At 63.6% G+C, this 25,605-nt stretch carries 24 protein-coding genes; 9 read left to right on the top strand and 15 right to left on the bottom strand.

Annotation, left to right across the window (positions count from 1 at the left end):
- Positions 1-45: 45 nt before the first annotated feature.
- The 3 genes from nifK to nifH all read right to left on the bottom strand — a co-directional run bounded on the left by nifK (position 46) and on the right by nifH (position 4,087).
- Entirely contained in the window at positions 46-1,578 is a 1,533-nt protein-coding gene (nifK, locus tag RRU_RS05290; RefSeq protein WP_011388767.1) for a nitrogenase molybdenum-iron protein subunit beta, read from the bottom strand.
- A 37-nt stretch (positions 1,579-1,615) separates the two neighbouring features.
- Entirely contained in the window at positions 1,616-3,079 is a 1,464-nt protein-coding gene (gene nifD, locus RRU_RS05285) for a nitrogenase molybdenum-iron protein alpha chain (RefSeq protein WP_011388766.1), read from the bottom strand.
- Between the two features lie 120 nt (positions 3,080-3,199).
- On the bottom strand, positions 3,200-4,087 hold the full coding sequence (gene nifH / locus RRU_RS05280) for a nitrogenase iron protein (protein ID WP_011388765.1): 888 nt from the start codon (positions 4,085-4,087) through the stop codon (positions 3,200-3,202).
- Positions 4,088-4,499: 412 nt separating this feature from the next.
- Between nifH and RRU_RS05275 the strand changes: the two genes are divergently transcribed.
- Genes RRU_RS05275 through RRU_RS05265 form a run of 3 tightly spaced genes read left to right on the top strand, consistent with a single transcriptional unit; the run spans position 4,500 to position 6,695 of the window.
- Positions 4,500-5,321, top strand: a complete 822-nt coding sequence (locus tag RRU_RS05275; RefSeq protein ID WP_014626076.1) for an NAD(+)--dinitrogen-reductase ADP-D-ribosyltransferase — start codon at positions 4,500-4,502, stop codon at positions 5,319-5,321.
- Between the two features lie 31 nt (positions 5,322-5,352).
- On the top strand, positions 5,353-6,237 hold the full coding sequence (draG, locus tag RRU_RS05270; protein ID WP_011388763.1) for an ADP-ribosyl-[dinitrogen reductase] hydrolase: 885 nt from the start codon (positions 5,353-5,355) through the stop codon (positions 6,235-6,237).
- A 26-nt stretch (positions 6,238-6,263) separates the two neighbouring features.
- Positions 6,264-6,695, top strand: coding sequence for an ArsC/Spx/MgsR family protein (locus RRU_RS05265; RefSeq protein WP_011388762.1), 432 nt, complete (start codon positions 6,264-6,266; stop codon positions 6,693-6,695).
- 60 nt (positions 6,696-6,755) lie between these two features.
- On the opposite strand, the gene RRU_RS05260 is transcribed toward RRU_RS05265, so the two are convergent.
- Positions 6,756-7,856 (bottom strand): acyltransferase family protein, encoded by a 1,101-nt coding sequence (locus RRU_RS05260; RefSeq protein WP_011388761.1) that lies wholly within the window; start codon positions 7,854-7,856, stop codon positions 6,756-6,758.
- 222 nt (positions 7,857-8,078) lie between these two features.
- Positions 8,079-9,113, bottom strand: coding sequence for a glycosyltransferase family 2 protein (locus RRU_RS05255; protein ID WP_011388760.1), 1,035 nt, complete (start codon positions 9,111-9,113; stop codon positions 8,079-8,081).
- Between the two features lie 324 nt (positions 9,114-9,437).
- Between RRU_RS05255 and RRU_RS05250 the strand changes: the two genes are divergently transcribed.
- The 4 genes from RRU_RS05250 to RRU_RS05235 all read left to right on the top strand — a co-directional run bounded on the left by RRU_RS05250 (position 9,438) and on the right by RRU_RS05235 (position 13,663).
- Positions 9,438-10,460, top strand: coding sequence for an amino acid ABC transporter substrate-binding protein (locus RRU_RS05250; protein ID WP_011388759.1), 1,023 nt, complete (start codon positions 9,438-9,440; stop codon positions 10,458-10,460).
- Positions 10,461-10,559: 99 nt separating this feature from the next.
- Complete coding sequence (locus RRU_RS05245) at positions 10,560-11,756, top strand: amino acid ABC transporter permease (protein WP_011388758.1); 1,197 nt, start codon at positions 10,560-10,562, stop codon at positions 11,754-11,756.
- Positions 11,757-11,759: 3 nt separating this feature from the next.
- Entirely contained in the window at positions 11,760-12,857 is a 1,098-nt protein-coding gene (locus RRU_RS05240) for an amino acid ABC transporter permease (protein WP_011388757.1), read from the top strand.
- Between the two features lie 2 nt (positions 12,858-12,859).
- Complete coding sequence (locus RRU_RS05235) at positions 12,860-13,663, top strand: amino acid ABC transporter ATP-binding protein (protein WP_011388756.1); 804 nt, start codon at positions 12,860-12,862, stop codon at positions 13,661-13,663.
- Positions 13,664-13,831: 168 nt separating this feature from the next.
- Here RRU_RS05235 and RRU_RS05230 read toward each other — a convergent pair whose 3' ends face one another.
- The 10 genes from RRU_RS05230 to RRU_RS05185 form a co-directional block, all read right to left on the bottom strand.
- A complete protein-coding gene (locus RRU_RS05230) occupies positions 13,832-14,095 on the bottom strand; it encodes a DUF2442 domain-containing protein (RefSeq protein WP_014626074.1) in 264 nt (87 codons plus the stop codon).
- 60 nt (positions 14,096-14,155) lie between these two features.
- On the bottom strand, positions 14,156-15,013 hold the full coding sequence (locus RRU_RS05225) for an SIR2 family NAD-dependent protein deacylase (protein WP_011388754.1): 858 nt from the start codon (positions 15,011-15,013) through the stop codon (positions 14,156-14,158).
- A gap of 3 nt (positions 15,014-15,016) precedes the next feature.
- Positions 15,017-15,232, bottom strand: coding sequence for a putative nitrogen fixation protein NifT (nifT, locus tag RRU_RS05220; RefSeq protein WP_011388753.1), 216 nt, complete (start codon positions 15,230-15,232; stop codon positions 15,017-15,019).
- The gene (locus tag RRU_RS05215) at positions 15,229-15,522 is read right to left on the bottom strand and encodes a nitrogen fixation protein NifZ (protein ID WP_011388752.1); all 294 of its coding nucleotides are present in this window, start codon (positions 15,520-15,522) and stop codon (positions 15,229-15,231) included. Before RRU_RS05215 ends, nifT begins: the two co-directional genes overlap by 4 nt.
- A 5-nt stretch (positions 15,523-15,527) precedes the next feature.
- Positions 15,528-16,352, bottom strand: coding sequence for a 4Fe4S-binding leucine-rich repeat protein (locus RRU_RS05210; protein ID WP_011388751.1), 825 nt, complete (start codon positions 16,350-16,352; stop codon positions 15,528-15,530).
- Between the two features lie 96 nt (positions 16,353-16,448).
- Complete coding sequence (locus tag RRU_RS05205; protein WP_011388750.1) at positions 16,449-16,634, bottom strand: 4Fe-4S binding protein; 186 nt, start codon at positions 16,632-16,634, stop codon at positions 16,449-16,451.
- Between the two features lie 75 nt (positions 16,635-16,709).
- Positions 16,710-18,221 (bottom strand): nitrogenase cofactor biosynthesis protein NifB, encoded by a 1,512-nt coding sequence (nifB, locus tag RRU_RS05200; RefSeq protein ID WP_011388749.1) that lies wholly within the window; start codon positions 18,219-18,221, stop codon positions 16,710-16,712.
- A gap of 186 nt (positions 18,222-18,407) precedes the next feature.
- Positions 18,408-20,210, bottom strand: a complete 1,803-nt coding sequence (gene nifA / locus RRU_RS05195; RefSeq protein ID WP_011388748.1) for a nif-specific transcriptional activator NifA — start codon at positions 20,208-20,210, stop codon at positions 18,408-18,410.
- Positions 20,211-20,520: 310 nt separating this feature from the next.
- Positions 20,521-20,856: a hypothetical protein gene (locus RRU_RS05190; RefSeq protein WP_011388747.1), complete on the bottom strand. Its 336-nt coding sequence runs from the start codon at positions 20,854-20,856 to the stop codon at positions 20,521-20,523.
- Between the two features lie 224 nt (positions 20,857-21,080).
- A complete protein-coding gene (locus RRU_RS05185) occupies positions 21,081-21,725 on the bottom strand; it encodes a trimeric intracellular cation channel family protein (RefSeq protein WP_014626073.1) in 645 nt (214 codons plus the stop codon).
- Between the two features lie 351 nt (positions 21,726-22,076).
- On the opposite strand from RRU_RS05185, the gene RRU_RS05180 reads away from it, so the two are divergent.
- Positions 22,077-24,557 carry a putative bifunctional diguanylate cyclase/phosphodiesterase gene (locus tag RRU_RS05180; protein WP_011388745.1) on the top strand — a complete coding sequence of 827 codons (2,481 nt, stop codon included), beginning with the start codon at positions 22,077-22,079 and terminating at the stop codon, positions 24,555-24,557.
- Positions 24,554-25,603 carry a BMP family lipoprotein gene (locus RRU_RS05175; protein ID WP_011388744.1) on the top strand — a complete coding sequence of 350 codons (1,050 nt, stop codon included), beginning with the start codon at positions 24,554-24,556 and terminating at the stop codon, positions 25,601-25,603. Before RRU_RS05180 ends, RRU_RS05175 begins: the two co-directional genes overlap by 4 nt.
- Positions 25,604-25,605: the final 2 nt, after the last annotated feature.

Genomic DNA, 25,605 nt, shown 5'->3' with positions numbered 1-25,605 from the left:
CTTGGACCGCGTCCACCGATAAGAGCCTTGGCGATGAGACCGATGTTAGCGGGTCAGATCGAAGCTGATGCCGTTTTCGCCGCTCTCGCGATCCAGGGTATCGAAAACCTTATCGAGGATCGTCGTCAGCACGCGCAGCGACCCGTCATAGAACATGGTCGGGAAGCGGTGGTGGTGGTGACGGTCGAAAATCGGGAAGGTCAGGCGGATCAAGGGGATCCCCAGATCCAGTTCCAGATACTTGCCATAGGAGTTGCCGATCAGGAAATCGGCGGGCTCGGTGGCCAGCAGCGAGCGCAGGTGCCAAAGGTCCTTGCCCTGCCAAACCTGGGCGTCCTTGCCAAACGGGCTGGTGGCGAGCAGGGCCTTGACCTGCTTTTCCCATTTCTTGGTGCCGTTGGTGGCCAGCACGTGGACCGGCTCGACGCCCATTTCCAGCAGGAAGCGGACCATCGACAAGGTGAAGTCGGGATCGCCGTAAACGGCCATCTTCTTGCCGTGCAGCCAAGTCATGCTGTCGGCCAGGGCATCGACAAGGCGACCGCGTTCCTTGGTCAGCGCCTCGGGGATGTCCTTGCCGGTCAGGGCGACCAGCTTGACCAGGAAATCATCGGTGGCGCCCACGCCCATCGGGTAGTTGAAGGCGGCGGTTTCCTGACCGGTCTCGGCGATGAACTTCAGCGTCGCCGGGGTGCAATATTCCGACAGCGACAGCGTGGCCTTGGCCTGCAGGGCGGCGATGGTGTCGTCCTGGGTGGTGCCGCCGTCATACATGCGGAATTCACCGTCGGTCGGCGTATCGTAAACGTCCGAGGTATCCGACAAAACGGTGTACTCGACGCCGATCATGCCAAGGATCCGCTTCAGTTCCCGAATATTGCCGACGCTGTAACCGTCGAAGCCGGGAATGATGTTGATCTTGTCGGTGGCGGCGTCGCGGACCTTGCCGTCCCAAAACGTCGTCAGGATACCCTTCATCATATTGTCGTAGCCGACGATGTGGCTGCCGACGAACGACGGGGTGTGGGCGAAGGGCACCGGGAAGTCGGCCGGGATCGACTCCTTGGTCTTGGCATTGCCGATGAACGAGCTGATGTCGTCGCCGATGACCTCGGCCATGCACGAGGTGCAGACGGCGATCATCTTGGGCTTGTACAGGGCATAGGCGTTGGCGAGGCCATCGACCATGTTGTTGAGCCCGCCGAACACCGCCGCGTCTTCGGTCATGCTGTCGGAAACCACCGAGGAGGCTTCCTTGAAATGACGCGACAGATGCGAGCGGAAATAGGCGGCGCAGCCCTGCGAGCCATGGACATAGCCCAGCGTGCCGTCGAAACCGGCGGCGGCGAACAGGGCGCCCAGCGGCTGGCAAGCCTTGTTGGGATTGATCACCAGGGCTTCCCGGGCCAGGTTCTTTTCCCGGTAGTCCCAGGACTTGGTCCATTCGGCGACTTCGGCGACCTTGGCCTCGCCATGGCTGTTTTCGAAACACTCACGCTTGCGCGCGAACATTTCTTTGTATTCGGGTTCCCGGAACAAGGGAATGTGGTCTTTGATGAGGTCCGCGTTCTGGGGCATCAGCTCTCTCCAGTCTGGCGTTCTGGTCTTAAGGGACTTACTCGGCGGCGGCCTTGGTCCACGGGGCTTTCAGCAAGGCCCAGACCGGATTGTTGATGGCCATGTCCATGTCACGGGCGAAGATGGCGAAGCCGTCATAGCCGTGGTAAGGACCCGAGTAATCCCAGGAGTGCATCTGGCGGAAAGGCACGCCCATCTTCTGAACGGCGTATTTTTCCTTGATGCCCGAGCCCACCAGATCGGGGCGCAGCTTCTCGATGAACCGCTCCAGCTCGTAGCCGGTCAGGTCGTCATAGATCAGCGTGCCTTCCTTGGCGTATTCGGTGGTGCGCTGGTAATCGTCGCTATGGGCGAATTCATAACCGGCGCCGCAGATCTGCATGCCGAGGTCTTCATAAGCGGTCATCACGTGACGGGGGCGCAGGCCGCCGACATACAGCATGACGCGCTTGCCTTCGAGGCGGGCCTTGTACTTGTTGATCACCGCGTCGACCGTCGGGCGATGGGCGGCGATCACCTCCTCGGCCTTCTTCTGGATGGTCTCGTCGAAATTGGCGGCGATGGCGCGCAACGACTTCTCGATCTGCGAGGGACCGAAGAAGTTGTATTCCATCCAGGGCACGCCGTGCTTCTCTTCCATGTGGCGGCAGATGTAATTCATCGACCGGTAGCAATGGATGAGGTTCAGCTTGGCCTTGGGGGCGCGTTCCATTTCGGCGATGGTGGCATCGCCCGACCATTGGGCGATCACCCGCAGGCCCATTTCCTCCAACAGAATGCGCGAGGCCCAGGCGTCGCCACCGATGTTGTAATCGCCGATGATGTTGACGTCATAGGGCGTGGTCTCGAAGGCGCTTTCGCTGTCGCGCGAGAAGACCCAGTCGCGGATGGCGTCATTGGCGATATGGTGACCAAGCGACTGCGACACGCCGCGGAAGCCTTCGCAGCGCACCGGGATGATCGGCAAGCCGACATCCTTGGCCTTCTTGCGGGCGACGGCTTCGATATCGTCGCCGATCAGGCCGATCGGGCATTCGGACTGGATGCTGATGCCGCGAACCAGCGGAAACAGCCCCTTGATCTCGTCGATCACCTTTTCCAGCTTCTTGTCACCGCCAAAGACGATGTCTTTTTCCTGGAAATCCGAGGTGAACTGCATGGTGACGAAAGAATCGACGCCCACCTGACCGGTGAAGTAATTGCGGCGCTGGGACCAGGAGTACTGACCGCAGCCGACCGGGCCGTGACTGATGTGGACCATGTCCTTGACCGGACCCCAGACCACGCCCTTCGAGCCGGCATAGGCGCAGCCGCGGATGGTCATGACGCCCGGAATGGCCTTGACGTTGGACTTCACCCCGCAAGAGCTGCCCTCGCCCTCGGCAACGATGGTGCCAAGGTGCTTTTTGCGCTTCTTCGCGGCCTTTTCGGGATAGGCCTCCAGGACCTCCTCGATCGCCTTCTGGCTCAATTCCGCATCGTTGGTGTATTCGAGGCTCATATCCCTCTCCTCTGATCGACTATCGCCTCGGCGAAGAGGCCTTCTTGGAGGTCCGCCCGCTTCCGTCGCCCCTGGCGGCCTGACCGGCCGGCCGGGGGGAACGGTCGCACGGCGACGGCCTTAATTGGCGGCGGCGGATTCCTTGGCTTCGAGCTCGGCCAGCGCCTCTTCGTCGGACTTCATGATGCCGAATTCCATCAGCATCTCTTCCAGGTCTTCCATGGTGATCGGGGTCGGCACCACGCCCTGGCCGGAGTTGTTGTGGATCTTGGTCGCCAGCGTGCGATACTCACCGGCCTGCTTGCTGTCGGGGGCGTATTGGATCACCGTTTGGCGGCGCAGCTCGGCGTGCTGAACGCCGTTGTCGCGCGGCACGAAGTGGATGAGGCGGCAGCCCAAACGGCCGGCCAGGGCCTCGGCCAGTTCGACTTCCTTATCAGTCTGACGCTCGTTGCAGATCAGACCGCCCAGACGAACCCCACCGGTGTGGGCGTATTTCAAAATGCCCTTGGCGATGTTGTTGGCGGCATACAGCGCCATCATCTCGCCCGACATGACGATGTAGATTTCCTGAGCCTTGTTCTCGCGGATCGGCATGGCGAAGCCACCGCAAACCACGTCGCCCAGCACGTCGTAAGAGACGTAATCGAGGTCGTCGTAGGCGCCGTTTTCCTCAAGGAAGTTGATGGCGGTGATCACGCCACGGCCGGCACAGCCGACGCCGGGCTCCGGACCACCGGATTCGGTGCACTTGATGCCCTTGTAGCCGATCTTCACCACATCGGCGACGTCGAGGTCTTCGACCGAGCCGGCCTCGGCGGCCAGATGAAGAACGGTGTCCTGCAGCTTGGTGTTCAGGATCAGGCGGGTGGAATCGGCCTTGGGATCGCAGCCGACAATCAGGATCCGCTGGCCCATTTCGACCAGAGCGGCCAGCGTGTTCTGGGACGTCGTCGACTTGCCGATACCGCCCTTGCCGTAGAACGCGATCTGACGCAGTGCGCTCATGGAATCAATCCTTTTCTTCGTGATCCGGTCCTAAGGCGGGGAAGCTCCACCGCCACGCTCACCCCGTTAATGCACCCAGCGTGCCAAACCTGATTTGCCCGATTTTTTTGAAAATTATCGTTTTTAATCAAAGGAATAAATCTATCTAACAAGGAATGTAGGGTTATTTTCAACGCTGTCGCAAACCCGACAACGCCCCAAAACCCTGTCGCGGACCCAACAGCGGGGCGGCGCGACGCTATGGCGCACATGGTGCGCTACTGCCCAGAACGCCCTTCCCGTCGCCGCCCGATCGGTGATAAAGGAATGGGCGAAAAACACGAACGCACAGTTCTTGGTCAGGACGGAGGGTCCCTCCTTGGGATCCCCCCTGTCGCGGAACGAGGCCCGGGGGGGAGACGCGTTGAAGGACATGGGGGAAGACAGACCGGGGATTGGTCACAGCACCAATCTGGTGGGGCTGCCGACGGATCTTCTGGCCAGCGCCTGGTTCAATCAGGCCGCGCCCGAAATCCATATCGCCGGGGTGCGCGAGATGAACCGCAGCCTGTTCGAGATGCTGGCCGAGGCGCCCGATCTCGAAAGCGCCGGCGAGGCCTTCTATAAATATATGATCGCCATGTTCGGCCTCGATCCCGAACAGCAGGACCACCGCCCCGGCCAGGGCGGCGCCGTTCGGCGCTTTCACGCCAGCTACCTGCGCCTGCTCAAGGGCTGGGGCTATGATACCAACGCCAAGGAAGGCGCCGTACTTAAGGGCTGGGTGGAAAGCCGCTTCGGCCTGTTCCCCACCTTTCACCGCGAACCGATCACCAAATTCGCCTCAAAGGCCTGGATCACCTATATCGAAGAAAAGATGACCTCGCGCTTTCACAATAATTCCATCTACGTCCAGCTTGATCTCATGTACGAGTTCTGTCAGTGGGCCCTGGCGCGCTTCGCCGCCCCCGGCGAGTCCGCGCTTCTTCTTTACCGCGGGGTTAATGACTTTACCGAGCATCAGATGATCGAACGCATCGACAATCGCCAAGTCGTCGTGCGCATGAATAATCTGGTGTCGTTCTCCTCTGATCGCGGCGTGGCCGATTGCTTTGGCGACACCATCCTTGAGACGCGGGTTCCGGTCTCGAAAATCGTTTTTTTCAATACGCTGCTGACCAGTCACCCCCTCAAGGGCGAGGGCGAGTATCTGGTGATCGGCGGCGATTATCTGGTGAAGGCGAGTTATCTCTGATGAACAGGCGCCCCATAAGCAGGAGCGGCCGATGACCGGCCCTTCCGTACACGACCGGGCCCTGGGGGCCTTCCTTGGTCTGGCCGTTGGCGACGCCCTAGGCGCCACCGTGGAATTCATGACCAAGGGCGAGATCGCCCAGCAATACGGCATCCACCGCAAGATGACCGGCGGCGGCTGGCTGCGGCTCAAGCCCGGCCAGATCACCGACGACACCGAGATGTCGCTGGCCCTGGGGCGCTCGCTGGCGGCCAAGGGCACGCTTGACGTTGCCGATATCTGCGAGGAATTCGCCCTGTGGCTGAAGTCGCGGCCGGTGGATGTTGGCAATACCTGCCGGCGCGGCATTCGCCGCTACATGCACGAGGGCACGACCACCGCGCCCTACTCCGAGGGGGACGCCGGCAATGGCGCGGCCATGCGCTGCCTGCCCGCCGCCCTGGCGACACTGGGCCACCCCGCCGATCTGGAACCCTGGGTCCTGGCCCAGGCGCGGATCACCCATAACCACCCGTTATCCGACGCCGCCTGCCTGACCCTCGGGCGGATGGTCCATCACCTGATCGGCGGACGCGGCATGAAGGCCTGCCGCGAAGAGGCCAACCGCCTGGTCCACCAGCACCGCGACTTCCACTTCGAGCCCTATAAGGGCCAATCCTCGGCCTATATCGTCGATACGATGCAGACGGTGCTGCATTATTACTTCGTCACCGACACCTTCAAAAGCTGCCTGATCCAGACCGTCAACCAGGGCGGCGACGCCGATACCACCGGCGCCCTGGCCGGGATGCTGGCCGGCGCCACCTATGGCGTCGACGACATCCCCTCGGGCTGGCTGTCCAAGCTTGATATGAAGGTGGAACGCGAGATCCGCCGTCAGGTCGACGCCCTGCTGGCGCTTGCCGGCCTGGACTGACCTTCCCTTTGCAAGGACGCGCCGCCATGGCCGATGTGCTGTTTTTCGAAAAACCCGGCTGCCGCAACAACACCCGCCAGAAGGCCCTGCTGATCGCCTCGGGCCACCGGGTCGAAGCCCACGACATCCGCCAACAGCCGTGGACGGCCGAAACCTTGCGCCCCTATTTCGGCGACAAACCGGTGGCGCAATGGATCAACCCGGCCGCGCCGCGCGTCAAGGCCGGCGAGGTAAGGCCCGAGGCTCTGGACGAGAGCGAAGCCCTGGCCTTGATGGTCAAGGACGCCTTGCTGATCCGCCGGCCGCTAATGGCCGTCGGCCAAACCAAAACCTGCGGCTTCGACCGCGCCGCCGTCAACGCCTGGATCGGCCTGATCGCCCAAGACCCCGGCGACATCGAAACCTGCCCCTCGCAGGCGACCAACCACCGGTGCGCCGAAGAGCCCGGCGCGGCGTGACGGCGCCTTCCCCGCCGGCGACCGCGCCGAAAATCGCCATCCCGTTTTCCGCTCGCCGTTTCAGGGACGCGCCGACAGACGGGGGCGAAAAGACACCTTGGAAAGACCAAGGCGCATTGATCGCTTCAGGGCGTCGCACAGCGGCGTCAGCCCGATGACGAGAAGCACCACCGGGACGGCGATGGCGATACAGTTCGCGAGGGAGGTCTTGTCCCATGGACTGAGCGCCGCGAAAAAGCAGATCGCCGGGAAGTGAAAACAATACATGGGGAAGGTCAGGGAGCCCAACCAGGTGGCGATTTTTTTGGTTTTATCACCAATGTCTTTTTTATCACAAAGAAGAGATCGCACACTTGCCAAATGAACAACAAAGACAGAACCGACAGCATAGTCTTCCACAAGATTCCTATTGAAGGGCATTCGCCCCCAGGGAAAAACAAACCCGAAATTATCGGTGGGAAGTCGATAGATGACCCGGGGAACAACAAGAATGGCGGCGATGGTTCCGAAGGCCAGCACCGTCAATAGAGATCTTGGCAGGTCTATTTTCAGGCGCTGGTGATAAAGAAAATATCCCATCGCCCAAATTGGAAACAAGGCGACTATTGTTCGGCCGGCACAAAATAATATGATGACACAAAGCGGAACCCACACCCTGCGTCTTGAAAATAAAACGATGCCACTTATCAGGTAATAGGCGGCCTCAAAACTAAGAGACCAATAGGGAGCATTCGTTCCCGGCGAAATGCCATTAAATCGGAAAACCTGAAATTCATTCACGAAGAAAAGCGCCGAGACATACCCCTCCCAATTGATCGGCTTCCAGAGAACTTTCTTGAACGCGTAGAATTCCGGGTTAAGGGACGTCCCAAGGGTATCGAACAGGAACGTCAGAGCCAGAGCGACCAGGACGACGGAGTAAAGCCTGGAGATCCGGGCGGCGGCATAGGTCGAAGCGGTCGTTTCCCGTGTCGAGGTGACGTGAGCGATCACATAGCCCGAGAGAACGAAGAAAATCGTGACCGCGATCACGCCGTAGGTCCCCAGGGGCCGCCAGATCACCGCCTCGGTGAAGGGCTGCGAGGCCAGATGCCCCAGAAAGACGGTCATGGCCGCCAAAAACCGCAGGACATCCAGATACACGGACAACGATGGCGTCATTCCCTCCCCCTTGGCCCGTCGAGCGGGCCTCCAGAAGCGCAGAATTCGCCATTAATTTTCGTTGATTTTTATCTAATTTGGACTGGCGGGAATCCCCTAGAAAATTTAGCGTTTTAAGGGAGAAATCACCGAGCCCTTCGCCGCTTAAGGAGACGCCCCCATGAAAAAAGGGGGGAAGCCCCCCCTTTTCCAATACGGCCCCAAAGGGTTATCCGCTGCCCCTTATCCCTTGCCGCCCTTGCCGCGAATCACGGTTTTGACCGTATAGGCGGTTTTGTCCTGGCTTTCGAAGTAGATGCGCACCAAAAGCTCGGCGACGAGGCCAAGCAGGATGCACATCATGCCGGTGATCACGCACATGGCCGAGATCAGCGGCAGCGGCGTGCGGTTGAGGTGGATGCCCTCGATCACGCGCAGCGCGATGCCACCGCCGGCCGACAAGATGGCGCCCAGGAACAGCAGGAAGCCCATGCCGCCGAAGATATAGATCGGCTTGGTTTCGTATTGGGTCAGGAACTTCACCACCATCAGGTCGAGCAGCACCTTGAAGATGCGGTTCAGGCCGTATTTGGATTGGCCGGCGGTGCGGGCATGGTGGCGCACCGGGATCTCGGTGATCTTGGCGCCCTGCCAGCGCGCATAGATCGGCACGAAGCGGTGCATCTCGCCATAGAGGCGGTACCCCGACAGCACTTCGCGGCGATAGGCCTTCAGCGTGCAGCCGTAGTCTTTCAGGTGAACACCCGAGATCGTCGAGATCAGCCAATTGGCGACCGCGCTGGGGAAATTGCGGGTCAGCGCGTCGTCCTGGCGATCCTTGCGCCACCCCGACACCACGTCATAGCCTTCCTTCATCTTTTCCAGAAGAATGGGAATGTCGCGGGGGTCGTTTTGCAGGTCGCCGTCCATCGGCACGATGATGGCGCCATGGGAATGATCGATTCCGGCCATGATCGCCGCCGTCTGGCCGACGTTGCGCTTGAAGGTGACGACGGTCAGTTCGGGATAGGACGGCGCCAGGGTTTCCAGACGGGCGACGGTGCCGTCGGAACTGCCATCATCGACCATGATGACCTCGAAGGGCCGCGCCATGTCGCGCAAGGCGCCGAAAACCGCCTCGCACAGGCGCGCGACATTCTCCTCCTCGTTATAGAGGGGAATGATAACCGAGAGGAGTTCGGGGTCCGCGCCGGAAGCCGAAGGGGTGACCGGAGGTACGGTCGGAGCGGAGGGGGAGACGTCCGGGGACGCGTTCATCGGGTTCTTCCTGGCCTGCTTGTGCGGCGGCGGGCGCGATTAGGGCGCCCCCGTCCTGGCGTTTCGCCCTGGGTTCTTAATGGAAACCCCCCGCCCCCGCAAGCCATCGCGCGCAAGATCGGTATTCAAGTAAACGTTCCGCGCGTAAACAACCTTTAATATACATTCTTTTGCGTTGCACAGAAGAAATGCAGCGAAAAATGCGCCAGCCTGTTTTCACGGCAAGCGGAATGCCGCATTCTTCCGTGTCCGCAACGCTGTGGACACCACCGCGCCCGACACCCGCTCGGGCTCGAAAAAAACGAGAACAAGGGAGTACCTCGGATGAAGAAGATGATCGCGGCTCTGGCCGCTTTCGGCGCGGCCGGCGTCATCGCCAGCGGTTCGGCGATGGCCGCCAGCACTCTCGACACGGTCAAAAGCCGCGGCGAAGTGACCTGCGGCGTCAACAACGGCCTGCCGGGATTCGCGCTTCCCGATGACAAGGGGCATTGGACCGGCATCGACGTTGATATCTGCCGGGCCGTTGCCGCCGCCGTTTTCGGTGATGCCAAAAAAGTGAAGTTCGTTCCGCTCAACGCCAAGGAACGCTTCACCGCCTTGCAGTCCGGTGAAATCGATGTGCTGTCGCGCAACACCACCTGGACGCAGACCCGGGACGCCTCGCTGGGCCTGATCTTCGCCGGGGTGAACTATTACGACGGCCAGGGCTTCATGGTGAAGAAGGAGCTGGGGGTTTCCAGCGCCAAGGAACTCAACGGCGCCTCGATCTGTATTCAGTCGGGCACCACGACCGAGCTGAATCTGGCCGATTACTTCCGCGCCAACGCCATGACCTACAGCCCGGTGGTGTTCGACACCTCCGACCAGACCGTTCAGGGCTTCGCCGGTGGCCGCTGCGACGTGCTGACCTCCGACCAGTCCCAGCTTTACGCGCTGCGCATCAAACTTGAAGATCCCAAGAGCGCCATCGTCCTGCCCGAGGTGATTTCCAAGGAGCCTTTGGGCCCGATGGTGCGCCAGGGCGATGATCAGTGGCTGAACATCGTGCGTTGGTCGCTGTTCGCCCAGCTTAACGCCGAGGAACTGGGCGTGACCTCGGCCAATGCCGACGAGGTCAAGGCCGGCACCGACCAGAACGTCAAGCGTCTGCTGGGCACCGAAGGCGAAATGGGCAAGCAGCTCGGCCTGGGCAACGACTGGGCCTATGCCATCGTCAAGCAGGTCGGCAATTACGGCGAGATGTTCGAGCGCAACATCGGCAAGGGCTCGCCCCTCGAGATCGAGCGCGGGCTGAACGCCCTGTGGAACAAGGGTGGCATCCAGTACGCCCCGCCCATCCGCTAACCTGTCCGCGGGCGGCGGGGGGCCTCTCTCCCGTCGCCCGGCTTCCATGGGCATTGACGGATGCCTTCGATCCCTGCCTCCACGGCCCCAGGAGAGCCCATGACCCCTCCGATCCACCCCCCGGGACCGCTCAAGGCCCCCCGGCCGCATCCCTTGCGTGACCCACGTGTCCGGGCGATCGCCTTTCAGGTGCTGACCATCGCCGCCCTCGTCTGGTTTTTCTGGGCGATTTTCGACAACACCCTGACCAATATGCGCACGCGGGGCATCACCACCGGCTTCGCCTTCCTCGACCATTCGGCGGGGTTTGGCATCCTGATGAGCCTGATCCCCTATGACGAGACCTATTCCTATGGCCGGACCTTCGTCGTCGGCCTGCTCAATACGCTGTTGGTTTCGGGCCTGGGCGTCATCGCCGCCACGCTGATCGGCTTCGTCGTCGGCGTCGCCCGGTTGTCGCGCAACTGGCTGATCGCCAAGCTGGCGCTGATCTATGTCGAGACCCTGCGCAACATCCCGCTGCTGCTGCAGATCTTTTTCTGGTATTTCGCCGTTCTGCGCCCCCTGCCCCAACCCCGGCAGAGCCTGGAGCTGGGCGCGTTGTTCTTCCTCAACAATCGCGGCTTCTATATGCCCTCGCCGATCGCCGGCGACGGGATGGCCTTGGTCGGCCTCGCCCTGGTCGTCGCCCTCGCCCTCGCCCTGGCCATCGGCCGCTGGGCGACCCGCCGACGCATGGCGACGGGTCTGGGCTTTCCCAGTTGGCGCACCGGCCTCGCCCTGGTTCTCGGCCTGCCGCTCCTTGCCTTCCTGGCCCTGGGCACCCCGGTCACCTTCGACGTTCCCCATCTCCAGGGCTTCAATTTCGTCGGCGGTTCGCGGCTGATCCCCGAAATGGTGGCGCTGTTGCTGGCGCTGTCGATGTACACCGCCGCCTTCATCGCCGAGATCGTCCGCTCGGGGATTCTCGCCGTCAGCCACGGCCAGACCGAGGCGGCCCATTCCCTGGGGCTCAAGCCGACCGCCACCTTGCGCCTGATCGTGCTGCCCCAGGCGCTGCGGGTGATGATCCCGCCGACCACCAGCCAATATCTCAATCTGATCAAGAACTCGTCGCTGGCCACCGCCATCGGCTATCCCGATCTGGTCTCGGTGTTCATGGGCACGACGCTCAATCAGACCGGTCAGGCCGTCGAGATCGTCGGCATGACCATGGCGGTCTATTTGCTGATCAGCCTGGTCGTGAGCGGATTGATGAATTGGTATAACCGGGCCGTCGCCCTGAAGGAGCGCTGAGCCATGGCTGTCTTCGCCCCCAAGGCGGCCCTGCCGCCGCCGGTCCAGACCACCGGTCCGATCGCCTGGATCCGCCAGAATCTGCTGTCGTCGCCCTTCAACATCGCCCTGACCGCGCTGGCGCTGTGGATCGTCGTGTCGGGCGGATCTTCCCTCGTCACATGGGCCATCCTCGACGCCACCTTCATCGGCGAGGGCCAGGATGCCTGTTCCAACGGCGGCGCCTGTTGGGCCTTCATCATCAATCGCCTGGATTTCTTCACCTACGGCTTCTATCCGGCGGCCGAGCGCTGGCGCGTCAACCTTGGCTTCCTGATGCTGGCCGTCGCCCTGGTGCCGCAATTCATTACCGGCTTCTCCGGACGCCGGGCGCTGGGCCTGTTTGGCCTGACCGCCCTGCCGGTGATCACCGGCGTGCTGCTGGTCGGCGGCGTTTTCGGCCTAAGGCCGGTCGACACCTCGCAGTGGGGCGGGTTGATGCTGACCCTGGTGCTCGCCTATGTCGGCATCGTCGCCGCCTTGCCCTTGGGCATGGTTCTGGCCTTGGGCCGCCGGTCGAGCATGCCGGTGGTGCGCATCTCCTGCACCACCTTCATCGAGCTGTGGCGCGGCGTGCCGCTGATTTCGGTGCTGTTCATGGCCTCGGTGATGCTGCCGCTGTTCCTGCCCACCGGCGTTACCTTTGACAAGCTGCTGCGCGCCCTGATCGGTATCACGCTGTTTCAGTCGGCCTATATGGCCGAAGTCATCCGCGGCGGGCTGCAGGCGATCCCGCGCGGTCAGTTCGAGGCGGCCAGCGCCCTTGGCCTGGGCTTCTGGCGCTCGACCGGGCTGATCATCCTGCCCCAGGCCCTGAAGCTGGTGATCCCCGGCGTCGTCAACACCTTCATCGCCCTGTTCAAGGATACGACCCTGGTGCTGATCATCGGTCTGCTCGATATCCTGGGAACGGTTCAATCGGCCATTGTCGATCCCGCCTGGAGCCGGGTCGCGGTGGAAGGCTACATCTTCGCCGGCTTCTGCTTCTGGATCTTCTGCTTTGGCATGTCGCGCTACAGTCAGGCCCTGGAAAGCAAGCTGCATACCGGACACAGGAAATAACCATGAGCGACTTCAGCAACGACCAGACCGGCCGCGCCGCTCTTCCCCGGCTGGACCACCAGATCGGCGACGATGTGGTCATCCGCATCGAGCAGATGAACAAGTGGTATGGGGACTTCCATGTGCTGCGCGATATCGACCTGACGGTGCGGCGCGGCGAGCGCATCGTCATCTGCGGCCCCTCGGGCTCGGGCAAATCGACGACCATCCGCTGCATCAACCGGCTTGAGGAACACCAGACCGGCCGCATCGTCGTTGACGGCATCGAACTGACCAATGACGTCAAGCATATCGAGACCGTGCGCCGCGAGGTCGGCATGGTCTTCCAGCACTTCAACCTGTTTCCCCATCTGACGGTGCTGGAAAACTGCGTGCTGGCGCCGATCTGGGTGCGCAAGGAGCCGCGCAAACTGGCCGAACAGCGGGCGATGGCCCTGCTTGAACGGGTCAAGATCCCCGAACAGGCCCAGAAATACCCGGGCCAACTGTCGGGCGGTCAACAGCAACGGGTGGCGATCGCCCGATCGCTGTGCATGCAGCCCAAGATCATGCTGTTTGACGAACCGACCAGCGCCCTTGATCCCGAGATGATCAAGGAAGTCCTCGACACCATGATTTCGCTGGCCGAGGAGGGGATGACGATGATCTGCGTCACCCACGAGATGGGCTTCGCCAAGACCGTGGCCGATCGGGTGATCTTCATGGACCAGGGCCAGATCGTCGAGGAGAACGCTCCGGCCGAGTTCTTCACCAACCCGCAGAACGACCGCACCAAGCTGTTCCTCAGCCAGATCTTGCACCATTAACCGGGCGCCCCGCCCTTGCGCGCCATTTGGGCGACCATAATGGCGCGCAAGGGGTTATCGCGCCATTATGAGGCTTATAATGGCGCGATTCTTTTTGTCGTGGCAGGACTGCCGATGGTCAAAGCGATCGCCTCGGGCGCCTATCAAACCGGTCTTGATGCCAACGATTTAGGACGGCGCCCATTCTCCCGATGCCTTGATGGCGCGATACATCGCATCGGGAGCCAGATCGAGGTCACCCGGCCAAGTGACCGCGCCATAGTGGACGAAGGCCTGGGCAAAGAGCGCCGGATCGGCGAGGACGGCAAAGACTCCCGCCGTCGGCGATCCGACCAACCCGCCCAGGGCGACGATCCCCTCAAGGCCATCGAGAAACCGCACCCTCAAGCGGAAATCATCGAGAACCTCAATGCTATGAACACGCCAGGGCATGGGTGGACTCCTGCTTGATGAGGGGGGCGACGATCCGTCGTTGCCGCCCAATGCCCCCGCTCACCCGCCCCCATCCCCCCCGGTCAGCAGGGGAATGGCCGTTTCTAGATCGAGGAACAGGGGGGTGATCGAGAGTTCGTCCAGGAAGCGCAGTTCGTTGCGGGTCAGGTCCTCGGGCAGCAGGGCGTAATGGGGGCCGGCCGAGCGCTTGAGGATCTGGCGGGCATAGATGCGCAGCATCTGGTCGTGGAAGCGGCAGCCCAGGAACAGGAAGCCGCGCGTCGCCCGGATCTCCTGAACAGCCACCGGGATCGGCGTCTGGATGTCGATCTCGGTCAGGGCCTCGACATAATCGCTGTCGCTGACCAGCATGTCGGCTAGCGGCCAGATTGCGCCGTGCGGCTTGTAGATCAGCGTCTTCCACGCCGCCGCCGCGTCCAGGGGAACCTCCACGCCGGCGGCGGATATGGCGCGCAGGAACACCACTTCGGCCAAGCCGTGGCGGCTGGCGGCCTGAACCTGCCCCCAGTCGTTGCGGTCCTTGAAGGCCTCGCTCAGGGTGGCGTCATACCAGCTGTCAACGATCAGCGGCAGCCCCGGCAGCCCGGCCAACCAGCGTTGCAGCGGGCCGACCGGCGGCGTTTGCTTGAAGATCTCCGTCATCAGCTTCACCAGGGTGGTGCGATGGCGGTAGGTCTCGATGTATTGGGCGCTGGCCCACAGGTTGCCGCGAATGCGCCCGGGCACGCCCACCCGCGCCGTCAGCCGCTCGACCAACCCCCGGGTCGAGGTGGGGACCGGGCATTCGGCCTCGCCGGTTTCCAGAAGGTCTGGCCCGAGGAAGGGGATCAGCCGGCCTTCGGCGATCGCCTGACCAAGGGGGGCGAGCAGGCTGCGGGGATCGGCGGAGGCCGTCACCGCCTAGTCCTCACCGCCCGAGATCTTTCGCGCCTCCACGGTGATCGGCAGGCGGGTCTCGGGGTCGTTGTCGGGCATCTCGAAGGTCCAGCCGTTGGCCAGCTTCACCCAGCCCCCCCACAGCCCTTCCTTTTCCATGGCGACGATCTTTTCTTCCATGTCCTTTTTGGCCACATAGGCCTCGAAGCCATCGGGACGCTTGCGGATGGTGACTTTCATGCCTGTTCCTCCACGGGTTCCAGTTCCTTGAGACGCATGCCGACCAGTTTCCCCGACTCGATGAAATCGATGCCGTAGATGTAATAGCGCTGGAGGAATGTTCCGATCGAATGGACATACCCCACCTCGCCCTTGCGGACGATGACCTCGCCGATCTCGGCGCCGGGAAAGGTGCCGTCATTCTTGATATGCTTGCGGGCGCGCACCTTGGTGCCGTAGTCAAAGACCGGATCGTCTTCTAGTTCGTTGTCTTCGTCGCAAGTGGCCGAGGGCGGGGCGTCATCGCGCATGGGGGTCACTCCGTCTTGGCGTGAGGGGCGAGCGCGGCGAAGGGCAGCGCCCGCGCGGACGGCGGACGCTCGGCCTGACGGGCGCGCACGATCTCGCGCACCAGATCCTCGCTATCGTCGTCAAGCAAAGCCAGATGGGCGGCATCGATGCGTTCGGCCACCGCATAGCGCACGCGGATATCGGGATCGTGGGCCAGCGGCGAAAGCTGCTCGGGATCAAGGCGGCGGACCACCTCAAGGCGGACATCGCCATCGTCATCCCAGATCATCGTGCGCAGCCAGTCGTTGCCCACCCGGCCGGCGACTTCGCGGCGGACCTGGGGATCGGGATCGCGGATCATCAAGGGCAAGATCCCGGGCGCCAGCCGGCGGGCCACCATCACGCGAACGAAGTAATCGGGATCGGTGGTCAGCGGCACCAGATCGCCATCCTCCAGGCGCATCGCCACCCCCAGGCGCACCTTGGGGTCGGGATCGTCGCGCATGCGAAGAACAAGGCCGCGCGGCAGGCGCTGGGTGATCATCGAGCGCACCTCGGCGTCGGGATCATCGATCAGCGCCGTCAGGCGAAACAGATTGGCATAGCGGGCCGCCCGGGCCCGCACCTCGAAATGGGGATGTCCCAGGGCCTGATCGGCCAGATCGGGGTTTTGGCGGCAGAAGCGTTCGATCAGGCGCGGCCGGCGGTCGGCCAGACAGGCGGTTTCGCCGTCGCAGCCCACGCCCAAGCGATCGCGATAGGGGCAGACCGCGCAATCGATGGGCTGACCGCGCCAGTCGAGCCGCGGGGTCGCGTCACCGTCGGTGGGTTCCAGCCCGCCTTGCGTCATCGCCCCTCTCCCCTTGATGGAACTCCCGTCGTCAAGAAAGCACCGGGACCGGCCAGTCTCCCCCAAGCGCTGGCCGATCCCGGGTCCCGCGTCCGGTCAGCCCGGAACGCAGGCGTCGGTGGGGCAGACCGCCGAGCATTTCGGCGAATCGCCGTCACATTCGGTGCACTGCGCCGCCTTGATCACATAGGCGTCCCCCTTCATCGAAATCGCGGCGTTCGGGCATTCGAATTCGCAGGCGCCGCAACTGGTGCAGGAATTGGTATCGATCTTCAGGGCCATGATAGTCACTCCTTAAGCCGTGTCTTTGTCCCCCCGGAGCCCGCTTAGGGGCAACCCGGGTCTCTTCGCCTTCGGTCAGGCCGAAGACCGTTCAGAGAGCGCCGCTCCCATCCGGCCCGCGTACCAACTTCCGATGGCGGGCTCGATATACTCCAGCGTGCGGTCCTCGTACACCTCGATGCCGGCCGCTTCCAGGCGCCCGCGCGGTCCCGGACCGATCTTGGCCGTCAACACCGCGTCGACCCCCTCCAGGGCGTCAAGGATCGCCGGCATCACCGGGGCATTATCGAAGCCGCCCAGGCAGTATTTATCGGGCAAACGCCGGGCGCCGACGAAGCGCACCCCGGCCCCATCCACCTCGTAGATCTGGAACTCGGTGACCTTACCGAAATGGGCGTTGATCCGCCCGCCACCCTTGGTGGTGATCGCCACCAGTCGGGCGGGCGTGCCCACGGCGGCGTCACGCGCCAGAGCCGATTCGGTCTGGACGGCGGCGGCCCGACGATCGGCGCGCTCCTCTTCAACGAAAGCCCGGTAAGCCTCGCGCCGCGAGGGGTCGACTACGACCGTTTCGGGAATTTTGTCCATGGTGAACTCCTGCCCGCGATCCTCGCCCAGCAGGCCGATGGCATCGGCCCGGCACTGGCGACAATGCTTCATCAGATTGGCGCCGCCGCCAAGCCGATCCTGCAGGTCCTTGAGTTCCGCTGGCGTCGGCCCGCGCTGGCCGGTCAGCCCGAAGTGGGTGCCGTGCTCGGGCGCCGAGATCAGCGGCATGACGTTGTGCAAGAACGCCCCCTTCTCGCGGATCACCCGGTTGACCTCGGGCAGATGGTGGTCGTTGATGCCCGGGATCATCACCGAGTTGATCTTGACCAGGATCTTGCGGGCGATCAGCCCTTCAAGCCCTTCCATCTGGCGCTCGAGCAGGATCTTCGCGCCATCGACGCCGGTCCAGCGCCGGCCCTTGAAATAGATCCAGGGATAGATCCGCGCGCCGATTTCGGGATCGACGCAGTTCAGGGTGATGGTGACGTGATCAATGGCGTGGCGGGTCAGTTCGTCAAGATGATCGGGAAGGGCCAAGCCATTGGTCGAAATGCAGAACTTCAGATCGGGCAGCATCGCGCCGACCCGGGCGAAGGTCTCGAAGGTCTTGCGGGCGTCAAACAGGCTGTCGCCCGGACCGGCGACGCCAAGCACCGAAAGCTGGGGCAGTTCGTTGGCGACGGCGGCCACCTTGCGCGCCGCCTGCTCGGGCGTCAGCCGTTCGGAGACGACTCCGGGGCGGCTTTCATTGGCGCAATCGTACTTGCGGTTGCAATAATTGCACTGGATGTTACAGGCCGGCGCCACCGCCACATGCATGCGGGCGAAGAAATGGTGGGCCTCTTCCGAATAGCAGGGATGGTTCTTCACCTTTTCCCAGACTTCGGCGGGCATGTCATCGGGCCCGGCCGAGGCGCCGCAGCGCCCCTGCGAAGCGCAGCCCTCGGCGGCGGCCGGGGGCGGCACTTGGTCGCGGGAGGCGGCCGATAGAACGCCAAGGCGCGATATGCTGTCCAGGGATATAACCTGTTCCGACACCGTCCGTCTCCTTGGTCCGTTCGCCCGGAATGGGCATTGCCCAGGAAACAAAGCAAGGATGATGCCAAAGCTCTAAGGCATTGATATGAAAGACCTACCGCCTCTGAAACCCCCTGTAGAGTCTACGACAATGTAAGAATGGCAACAGGCGGCGGTCGGGATATCGACAGATCCGTCGTTTCCGCCCTACATGCGCTTGAGCGGGATATCGTGCTTCTTCAGGGCATAGCCGATCTGTCGCGGCGTCATGCCCAACAAGCGGGCGGCCTTGGCCTGGACCCAGCCGGCCTTTTCCATGGCGTGGACGATGCGCTCGCGCTGGCCGGCGTCGCTCTCGTCCTCGCCATCCTCGGCGGCCGGCGCGGCGGCGGGCGGCGGGGCCGATGGGGAAGACGGGCTATCGGCGCTTTCCCCCGGACCGGCATAGCCGCGCCCCGGTGGCGTTCCGGCGCGCGCCGGGGCGGCCGGGCGAAGATCGCCCTCCCAGGCGACCGAGGTGGTATCGGGATCGTTCTGCTCGGTAACCGGGGCCAGACCGCCGATCGCCCGTCCGCTTCCCCGGCGCTGCCACAGGCTGGCCGACAGGCATTTGTCGTTATGGCACGACAGCCCCAGTTCCTGGATGACCTCGTCCTGGGCCAGGGTGGCGGCGCGACAGACGCAATTCTCCAGCTCGCGGACATTGCCGGGGAAGTTACAACCGCCCATCGCCGTCAAGGCCCCTTCCGAGAAGCGCAGCGAGCGGCCGTTTTCCTCGTTGAACTTGGTCAGAAAGAACTGGGCGAGCAGCGGCACGTCCTCGCGGCGCTCGCGCAGGGCCGGCAGGAAGATCGGCACCACATTGATGCGGTAATAGAGATCGGCGCGGAATTCGCCCCGGGTCACCGCGTCTTCCAGATCCTTGTTGGTCGCCGCCACCAGCCGCACGTCGACCTTGATCGTCTTGCCGCCGCCAACCCGCTCGAATTCGCCTTCCTGAAGCACGCGCAGCAGCTTGGCCTGGAAGTGGACGGTGATCTCGCCGATCTCGTCAAGAAACAGCGTGCCGCCGCTGGCCATTTCGAAGCGGCCCTTGCGTTCGGTCGTCGCCCCGGTGAAGGCGCCCTTCTCGTGGCCGAACAGCTCGGATTCCAGCAAGGTCTCGGGCAGGGCGGCGCAATTGACCTTGATGAAGGGCTTGTCGGAGCGCGGGCTGAGATAGTGGATGGCCTGGGCGATCAGTTCCTTGCCGGTGCCGCTTTCCCCGCGCAAAAGAACCGTCGCCCGCGACGGGGCGATCTGGCGAACCTGGGCGGAAATCTTCATCATCGCCGACGACCGGCCGACGACGTTTTCCAAGATCGTCCCCTTCAACGGCTTTTCGCGCTTCGGCAGGGCCTTTTCCAGCCGGGCCTTTTCCTCGATCAGCCTGTCGCGATCGCCAACCACCCGGCGCTCCAGACTGACTGTCTGGGCGATCAAGGTGGCGACCATGGTCAGGAAGCGCACATCATGCTCGAATTTGAAGCGGGTTCCCCGGTCGCGATGGCGCTCGATCGACAGGCTGCCAAACGGCTTCACCCCGCCCTTGATCGGCACGCAGATCATCGACTGCACCTCGTCGTCCAGACCGTCGGCCTCGGCGGCGAAAGCGGCGAAGCGGGGATCGGCGGCCATCGACGGCACGATCATCGGCATCGCCGTGCTTACGACCTCCTGGGCGACGGCCAAGGGATAACGCGCCTCGCCCTCCACGGCGTTGCGCAGCGTCATCCCCGACACCGCCACCACCTCGAGCTGCCTTTGCGCGTCCTTCAGCGTCACCACCCCCCGGCGCATCTGCATATACGAGGCGAGGACATTGAGAACGTCGTGGAGCGAATGCTCGAGATCCAGGGTCGACCCCAGGATCTTGCTGACCTCATACAGGGTCAGCAAAGGCAGCGAGCTGTCCTCGGCCGGCGACGGAGGCAGGCGGAACAGGGGACCGGCGACGGCGGTATCGGGCATGGCACGACGTCCTTCAAGGACCCGGGGACTCCGGGCAAGAGAGTCCCGACAATGCGGTGGCGGACCTTCACGTCCCTTGCGGGCGAACCAAACCCCACCGCAACCCATCCGGTCGAAGAGCCCGTCTTGCCAGATGCCGTCACCCTGGGCGGCACGCCACGCTTCTGGAAGTTTCCCTTGTACGGACGCATTGACCGGTCCGTTCCTGTAAGAGTAGCGCGTTTTCAATGTCATGCAACAGACACTTTAAACGCCAAAGCCCGAAGTCAAGAGAAGCCGCCCCAAGCCCGGGCGGCCCCCGCCCCCGTCCCTACTCGGCCGGACAGCCGTTCTTCAGGCACAGCAGCACCGAAACGACCCCGGGCATCGCCCGCAACCGCGCCGCCAGATGGCTAGCCACCTTATCTTCAAGCCCGCTTGCCTGAAGATCAAGGGCCACGCGGTCGCCATCGACGGCGACCACCAGACGTTCGGGCAACAGCCCGCGCTTGGAGAGGGTGCCGACCACCCGCTCGATCAGCCCGGGCTGGGGATCGGCCAGGATCGACAGGCAATGAACACGATGATCGACACCGGCGGCGTCGGCCGCGGAAAAAGTGTCGGACGACGGCGAAGACGACGACAACGAAGAAGACTGGAAAACCATGAACGGCACCCTTTGCCTCTGGACCGGCGAAGCGGGCGTCGCGCGCCTTTCGCCGGCCTTCCGATGAGACCCGGTCCCCGCAAGGGGACGCCGGAACGGCACAAGCCCGACCCTCCTCAGAGGACCGGGTTAGTAATTCGCCGCAGGGTGATCGGAAAGACGCTGTTCATGGATGCCATGCTACGCAGCGCGAAGACCGCGGTCAAGAACCAGCCGCCTTTGGCTCATCCCTTGCCCGTTCCACCCTGGCTGCGATCGATTTTGTCGCGATAGCCCGGCAGGCTGAGACCGAAGGCCAGGGCCGCGCCGCGCACCAGGAAGGTCACGCAGAAGGACACCACCCCCGAAACGCCCTCGCCCGCTCCCATGGCGTCAAACAGCAGATAGGCGCAGGCGCCGGCGACGCAGGCGGTGATGTAGATCTCGCGCTGAAGGATCAGGCTCGGCTCGCCGGCCAGAAGGTCGCGGACGATGCCACCGAAGCAGGCGGTCATCACCCCCATCAGCAGGGCCACGGAAATGCCGGCCTCGGCGCGCAGACCGACCTGGGTACCGACCACCGTAAAAAAGGCGATGCCGATGGCGTCGGCCCACAACAGCGCCCTTTGGCGCGAATCCAGGCGATGGGCGACGAACCACGTCAGGATACCGACAGCCAGACAGACCACCAGATAATGGGGCTCGCGCACCCAGAAGACCGGCGTCATCCCCAACACCATGTCGCGGAAGGTGCCGCCGCCGATGCCGGTGACCGTCGCCATCAGGGCGAAGCCAACGATATCCATGCCCTTGCGCGCCGCCACCAGCCCCCCGGACACGGCGAAAACGATCAGGCCGAAGGTGTCAAGCCAGGTCAGAACCGGATCCATGCCGCGCTCCAGAAAACCCCGCTCACCGCGGGAAACAAAGGGGAAAACCGTCGGAGTCGGCGACAAGGCCATGTTCGCCGACGGGCGTCAAGACCGCGAGAGCCCTTGAACCGCAGGTCGGGCGCGGTCGGGCATCGGCACCATCAAAGGGGGAATAAAAGTTTCAAAACACTAACGACTATAGTTGAAAGATCTTGCTTTTTATGGGGTTAGCTGGGGGTGGACCTTGCATTCGTACAGTCCTTCGGACAGGATTCATTTTTTCATGAGCCCCCCCTTGCCTTGCCGGTCTTGTGAAAAATAAGCCTAAGGCGCTTACGCCGTTCGTGGAGACGGCTTTTCGGAGACGTCATGGAGCCATCCATCCAAGACCTGCGGTCCTCCGCCAGCGCGACCGATCCCAAACGCCCCCGACGCCTGCGCCTGGGCATTGGCACCCATCTCTGGATCGCCTTTCTCTCCATCGGCGCGCTGTCCACCGTGGTGACGCTGATCGCCTTTAATTCCTATAATCAGGCGACCGCCACCTTCAAAGCGATCACCCATGACCGTCTGCCGGCGATCGTGGCGGTGGCGAAGCTCGCCGACGACAGCAACGCCCTGCTGACCACCTTGCCCCATGTCGTTCTCGTCGACAGCGCCGGCACCTTAAGCGAGCATTGGCGCGATGTGGCCGAGGCCGAAGAGCGCCTGAACCGTTCGATCGCCGCCGTCGAGGCCCTGCCCGCCCCCAACACCCGCCTTACGGATTTCAGCGATTTGTCGGGGCGCATTTCGGCGCAGCTGCAAATCCTGCTGTCCGCCCTTCAGGAAGCCCGCGGCGCCCAGCGCGACATCCTTGATCTGGCGACCCAGATGGATCTCCTCCATCAGAAGGTTCGCCTGCTGATGGCCGATGCCGGAACCCAGGGCCGCATCCCCCCGGACTCGCTGTATCTGGCCACGCGCCTTTTGTCCTTGCTGGGCGAGGTTCTGGCCAGCGACGACGCCAACGATATCGCCGTCAATGCCGGTCGGATCGATCAATCGCTCCAGCGCCTGCAAGCCAGCATCTCGGCCAAGCCCAACGACGCCATCGCCGAGATGAACAATACCCTGATCGCCATCGGCTCCGGCCCGAATGGACTGGTCGCGCGCAAGCGTCTCGCCCTGCGCGCCGGCGCCGTCGCCAAGGACCGCCTGCGCGACGTGCGGGCCCTGTCGCGCCAGATCGGCGAGCGGGTTCAGGGCATGTTGGGCGACACCATGATCGCCGTCGACGCCGATCGACAGGCGACGGAGAAACAGCTTCACCTGTCGAAGATCCTGCTGGCGGCGACAAGCGCCACGGGGCTTCTTGGCGCCATCCTCATCGCCTGGCTCTACGTCGGGCGGGCGATCGTCGCCCGCCTCGACCGGCTTTCCTATGGCATGCGGGAAATCGCCGATGGTCACCTCAAGGGATCGCTCCCCATCGGCGGGAAAGACGAAATCGGCGAGATGGCCCGCGCCGTATCGGTCTTTCGCGACGCCATGGAGCGCATTGATTATCTGGCCAGCAACGACAGCCTGACCGGCCTGCTCAACCGCCACGGCTTTCTCGCCGGGGGGGAACGCCTGCTGGCGCGCGGGCAGCGTCGGGGTTGGCTGATCAGCATCAACCTGCGGCGCTTCAAGGACGTCAATCAGATGTTCGGGCATCAGACCGGCGACACCATCCTGGGCGAGGTCGCCGATCGCCTGCGCCGACTCGCCGGGCCCGAGGATCTGGTGGCCCGGCTCGGCGGCGATGATTTCGCCCTGCTCGCCCTCGACCCCGATGACGAAGGCCGGGCCCTGGCGTTATGCCGAAACATTCTCGCCGCCTTGCGGCCGGCGATCGTCATCGGTCACGCCTCGCTCGATATCGAAGCCTGCATCGGCTTTGCCGGTTGGCCCGAGGACGCCGAGGATCAGGGAAGCCTGCTGCGCCGCGCCGAACTGGCGATGCAACAGGCCAAGAACGATCCCGGCGACCCGATCTGCCGCTATCGCTCGGCGTTGAGCGAGGATCTCGAGGTCCGCTCGCAGGTTCGCAAGGATCTGCGCGCGGGCATCATCGCCGGAGAGTTGCGCCTGCTCTACCAGCCCAAGGTCGATCTGCGCAGCGGCCGGGTGGTGGGCATGGAGGCTCTGGTCCGTTGGAACCATCCCCGGCACGGCCTCATCCCCCCGGCCCGCTTCATCCCGGTGGCCGAAACCTCGGGCCTCATCATCCCCCTTGGCGAATGGGTCCTGGAGGAATGCTGCCGGCAATTGCGCCTCTGGCGCGATGACGGCATGAGCGATCTGAAGGGGTCGGTCAACATGTCGCCGGTCCAGGTCTTCAGCCAGGATGTGGCCGCCCTGGTCGCCGAGGCCCTGCACACCACCGGCCTGCCGGCCGAGGCCTTGGAAATCGAGATCACCGAAGGCGTCTTCGTCCATGACGAGCAGCGCGCCCGCCGGCGGCTGGAAGGCTTGCGCGCCCTGGGCGTCGGACTGGCCATCGATGATTTCGGCACCGGCTACTCGGCGCTCGCCTATCTCAAACGCCTGCCCGCCACCTCGCTGAAGATCGACCAAAGCTTCATCCGCGAAGTGACCGACCAACCCGAACAGGCCCGGCTGTGTCGGGCGATCATCGGCGTCGGCCATGATTTCGGGCTGACGGTGGTGGCCGAGGGCATCGAGACCGCCGAGCATTTGGCCTTTTTGCGCGCCGAAGGCTGTGATTTCGGCCAGGGTTACTATTTCGCCAAGCCGCTCGAGGCCCAAGATTTCGCCAAGGTGCTGCGTGACCAGCCCTGGCTGACCGGGGATGCCGCCCAATGATCGACCGCCGTCGCTTGATGACCGGCCTTGCCGGCCTGCCGCTTGTCGCCGCCTTGGCCGCGCTCGGAGGCCGGGCGCAAGCGGGCGACGAGGAAGCGGCGCCCGCCTCGGCCGAAGGCGGCGCACACAAGGCCGGCCCTCCCCGTATCGCCGTGGTCTATTCCTCTTCGGTGGCCGGCAAGCTTGACAAAAGCTTCAACCAATCCGCTTCCGAGGGCGTCGAGGCGGCGCGTGGGGTTCTCGAGGCGACCATCCGCGAGTACCTGCCGACGGAGCCCCAGGAAGAACCCGAGATGATCGAGCGCGCCGCCGGCGAAGCCGATCTGGTCATCACCATCGGCTATGGCCTGCACGGCTTCGCCCTCGCCAGCGCGCCGCGCCACCCGGCGGCGCGCTTCACCGTGATCGATGCCGAGGTCGACCGCCCGGCCTTCCAGTCGGTCACCTTTCGCGAACAAGAGGGGGCGTTTCTGGCCGGACTCCTGGCCGCCGGGGTCAGCCGCACCGGACGGCTGGGGTTCTTGGGCGGCATGCCGACGCCGGGGATCGAGCGCTTCCGCAAAGGATACACCGCCGGCGCGCGCCATGGCGGCGCCGGCGGCACGATCGTTTTGGAAAAGATGATCGGGACCACCCAGGCCGGCTTCCAAAACCCCTTCGCCGGCATGCTCGAAGCCGAAGCGCTGATCGCGGCGGGGGCCGATGTGATCTTCGCCGCCGCCGGACGCTCGGGCCTGGGGGCCTATCAGGCGGCCTGTGACAGCGGCGTTCTGGCCATCGGCGTCGACAGCAATCAGAATTACCTGTTCCCCGGCACGATGTTGACCAGCGTCATCAAGCGGGTCGACACCGCGGTGCTTCAGGCCGCCGCCTCCTTCGCCTCGGGGCAATGGCTGCCCGGTCCGCTCTCGCTCGGCCTGCGCGAGGAGGGCATGGGATTGGCCCTGGACCATCACAATCGCCCGCTGATCCCCACCGACCTCTGGCAACGGGTCGATGCGGCGCGCGAGGCCATCGTCACCGGCCGGCTGGTGGTGGAAACCTGACG

Source organism: Rhodospirillum rubrum ATCC 11170 (assembly GCF_000013085.1).
Lineage (GTDB): Bacteria > Pseudomonadota > Alphaproteobacteria > Rhodospirillales > Rhodospirillaceae > Rhodospirillum > Rhodospirillum rubrum.
This window is presented reverse-complemented; position numbering and strand designations above follow the sequence as displayed.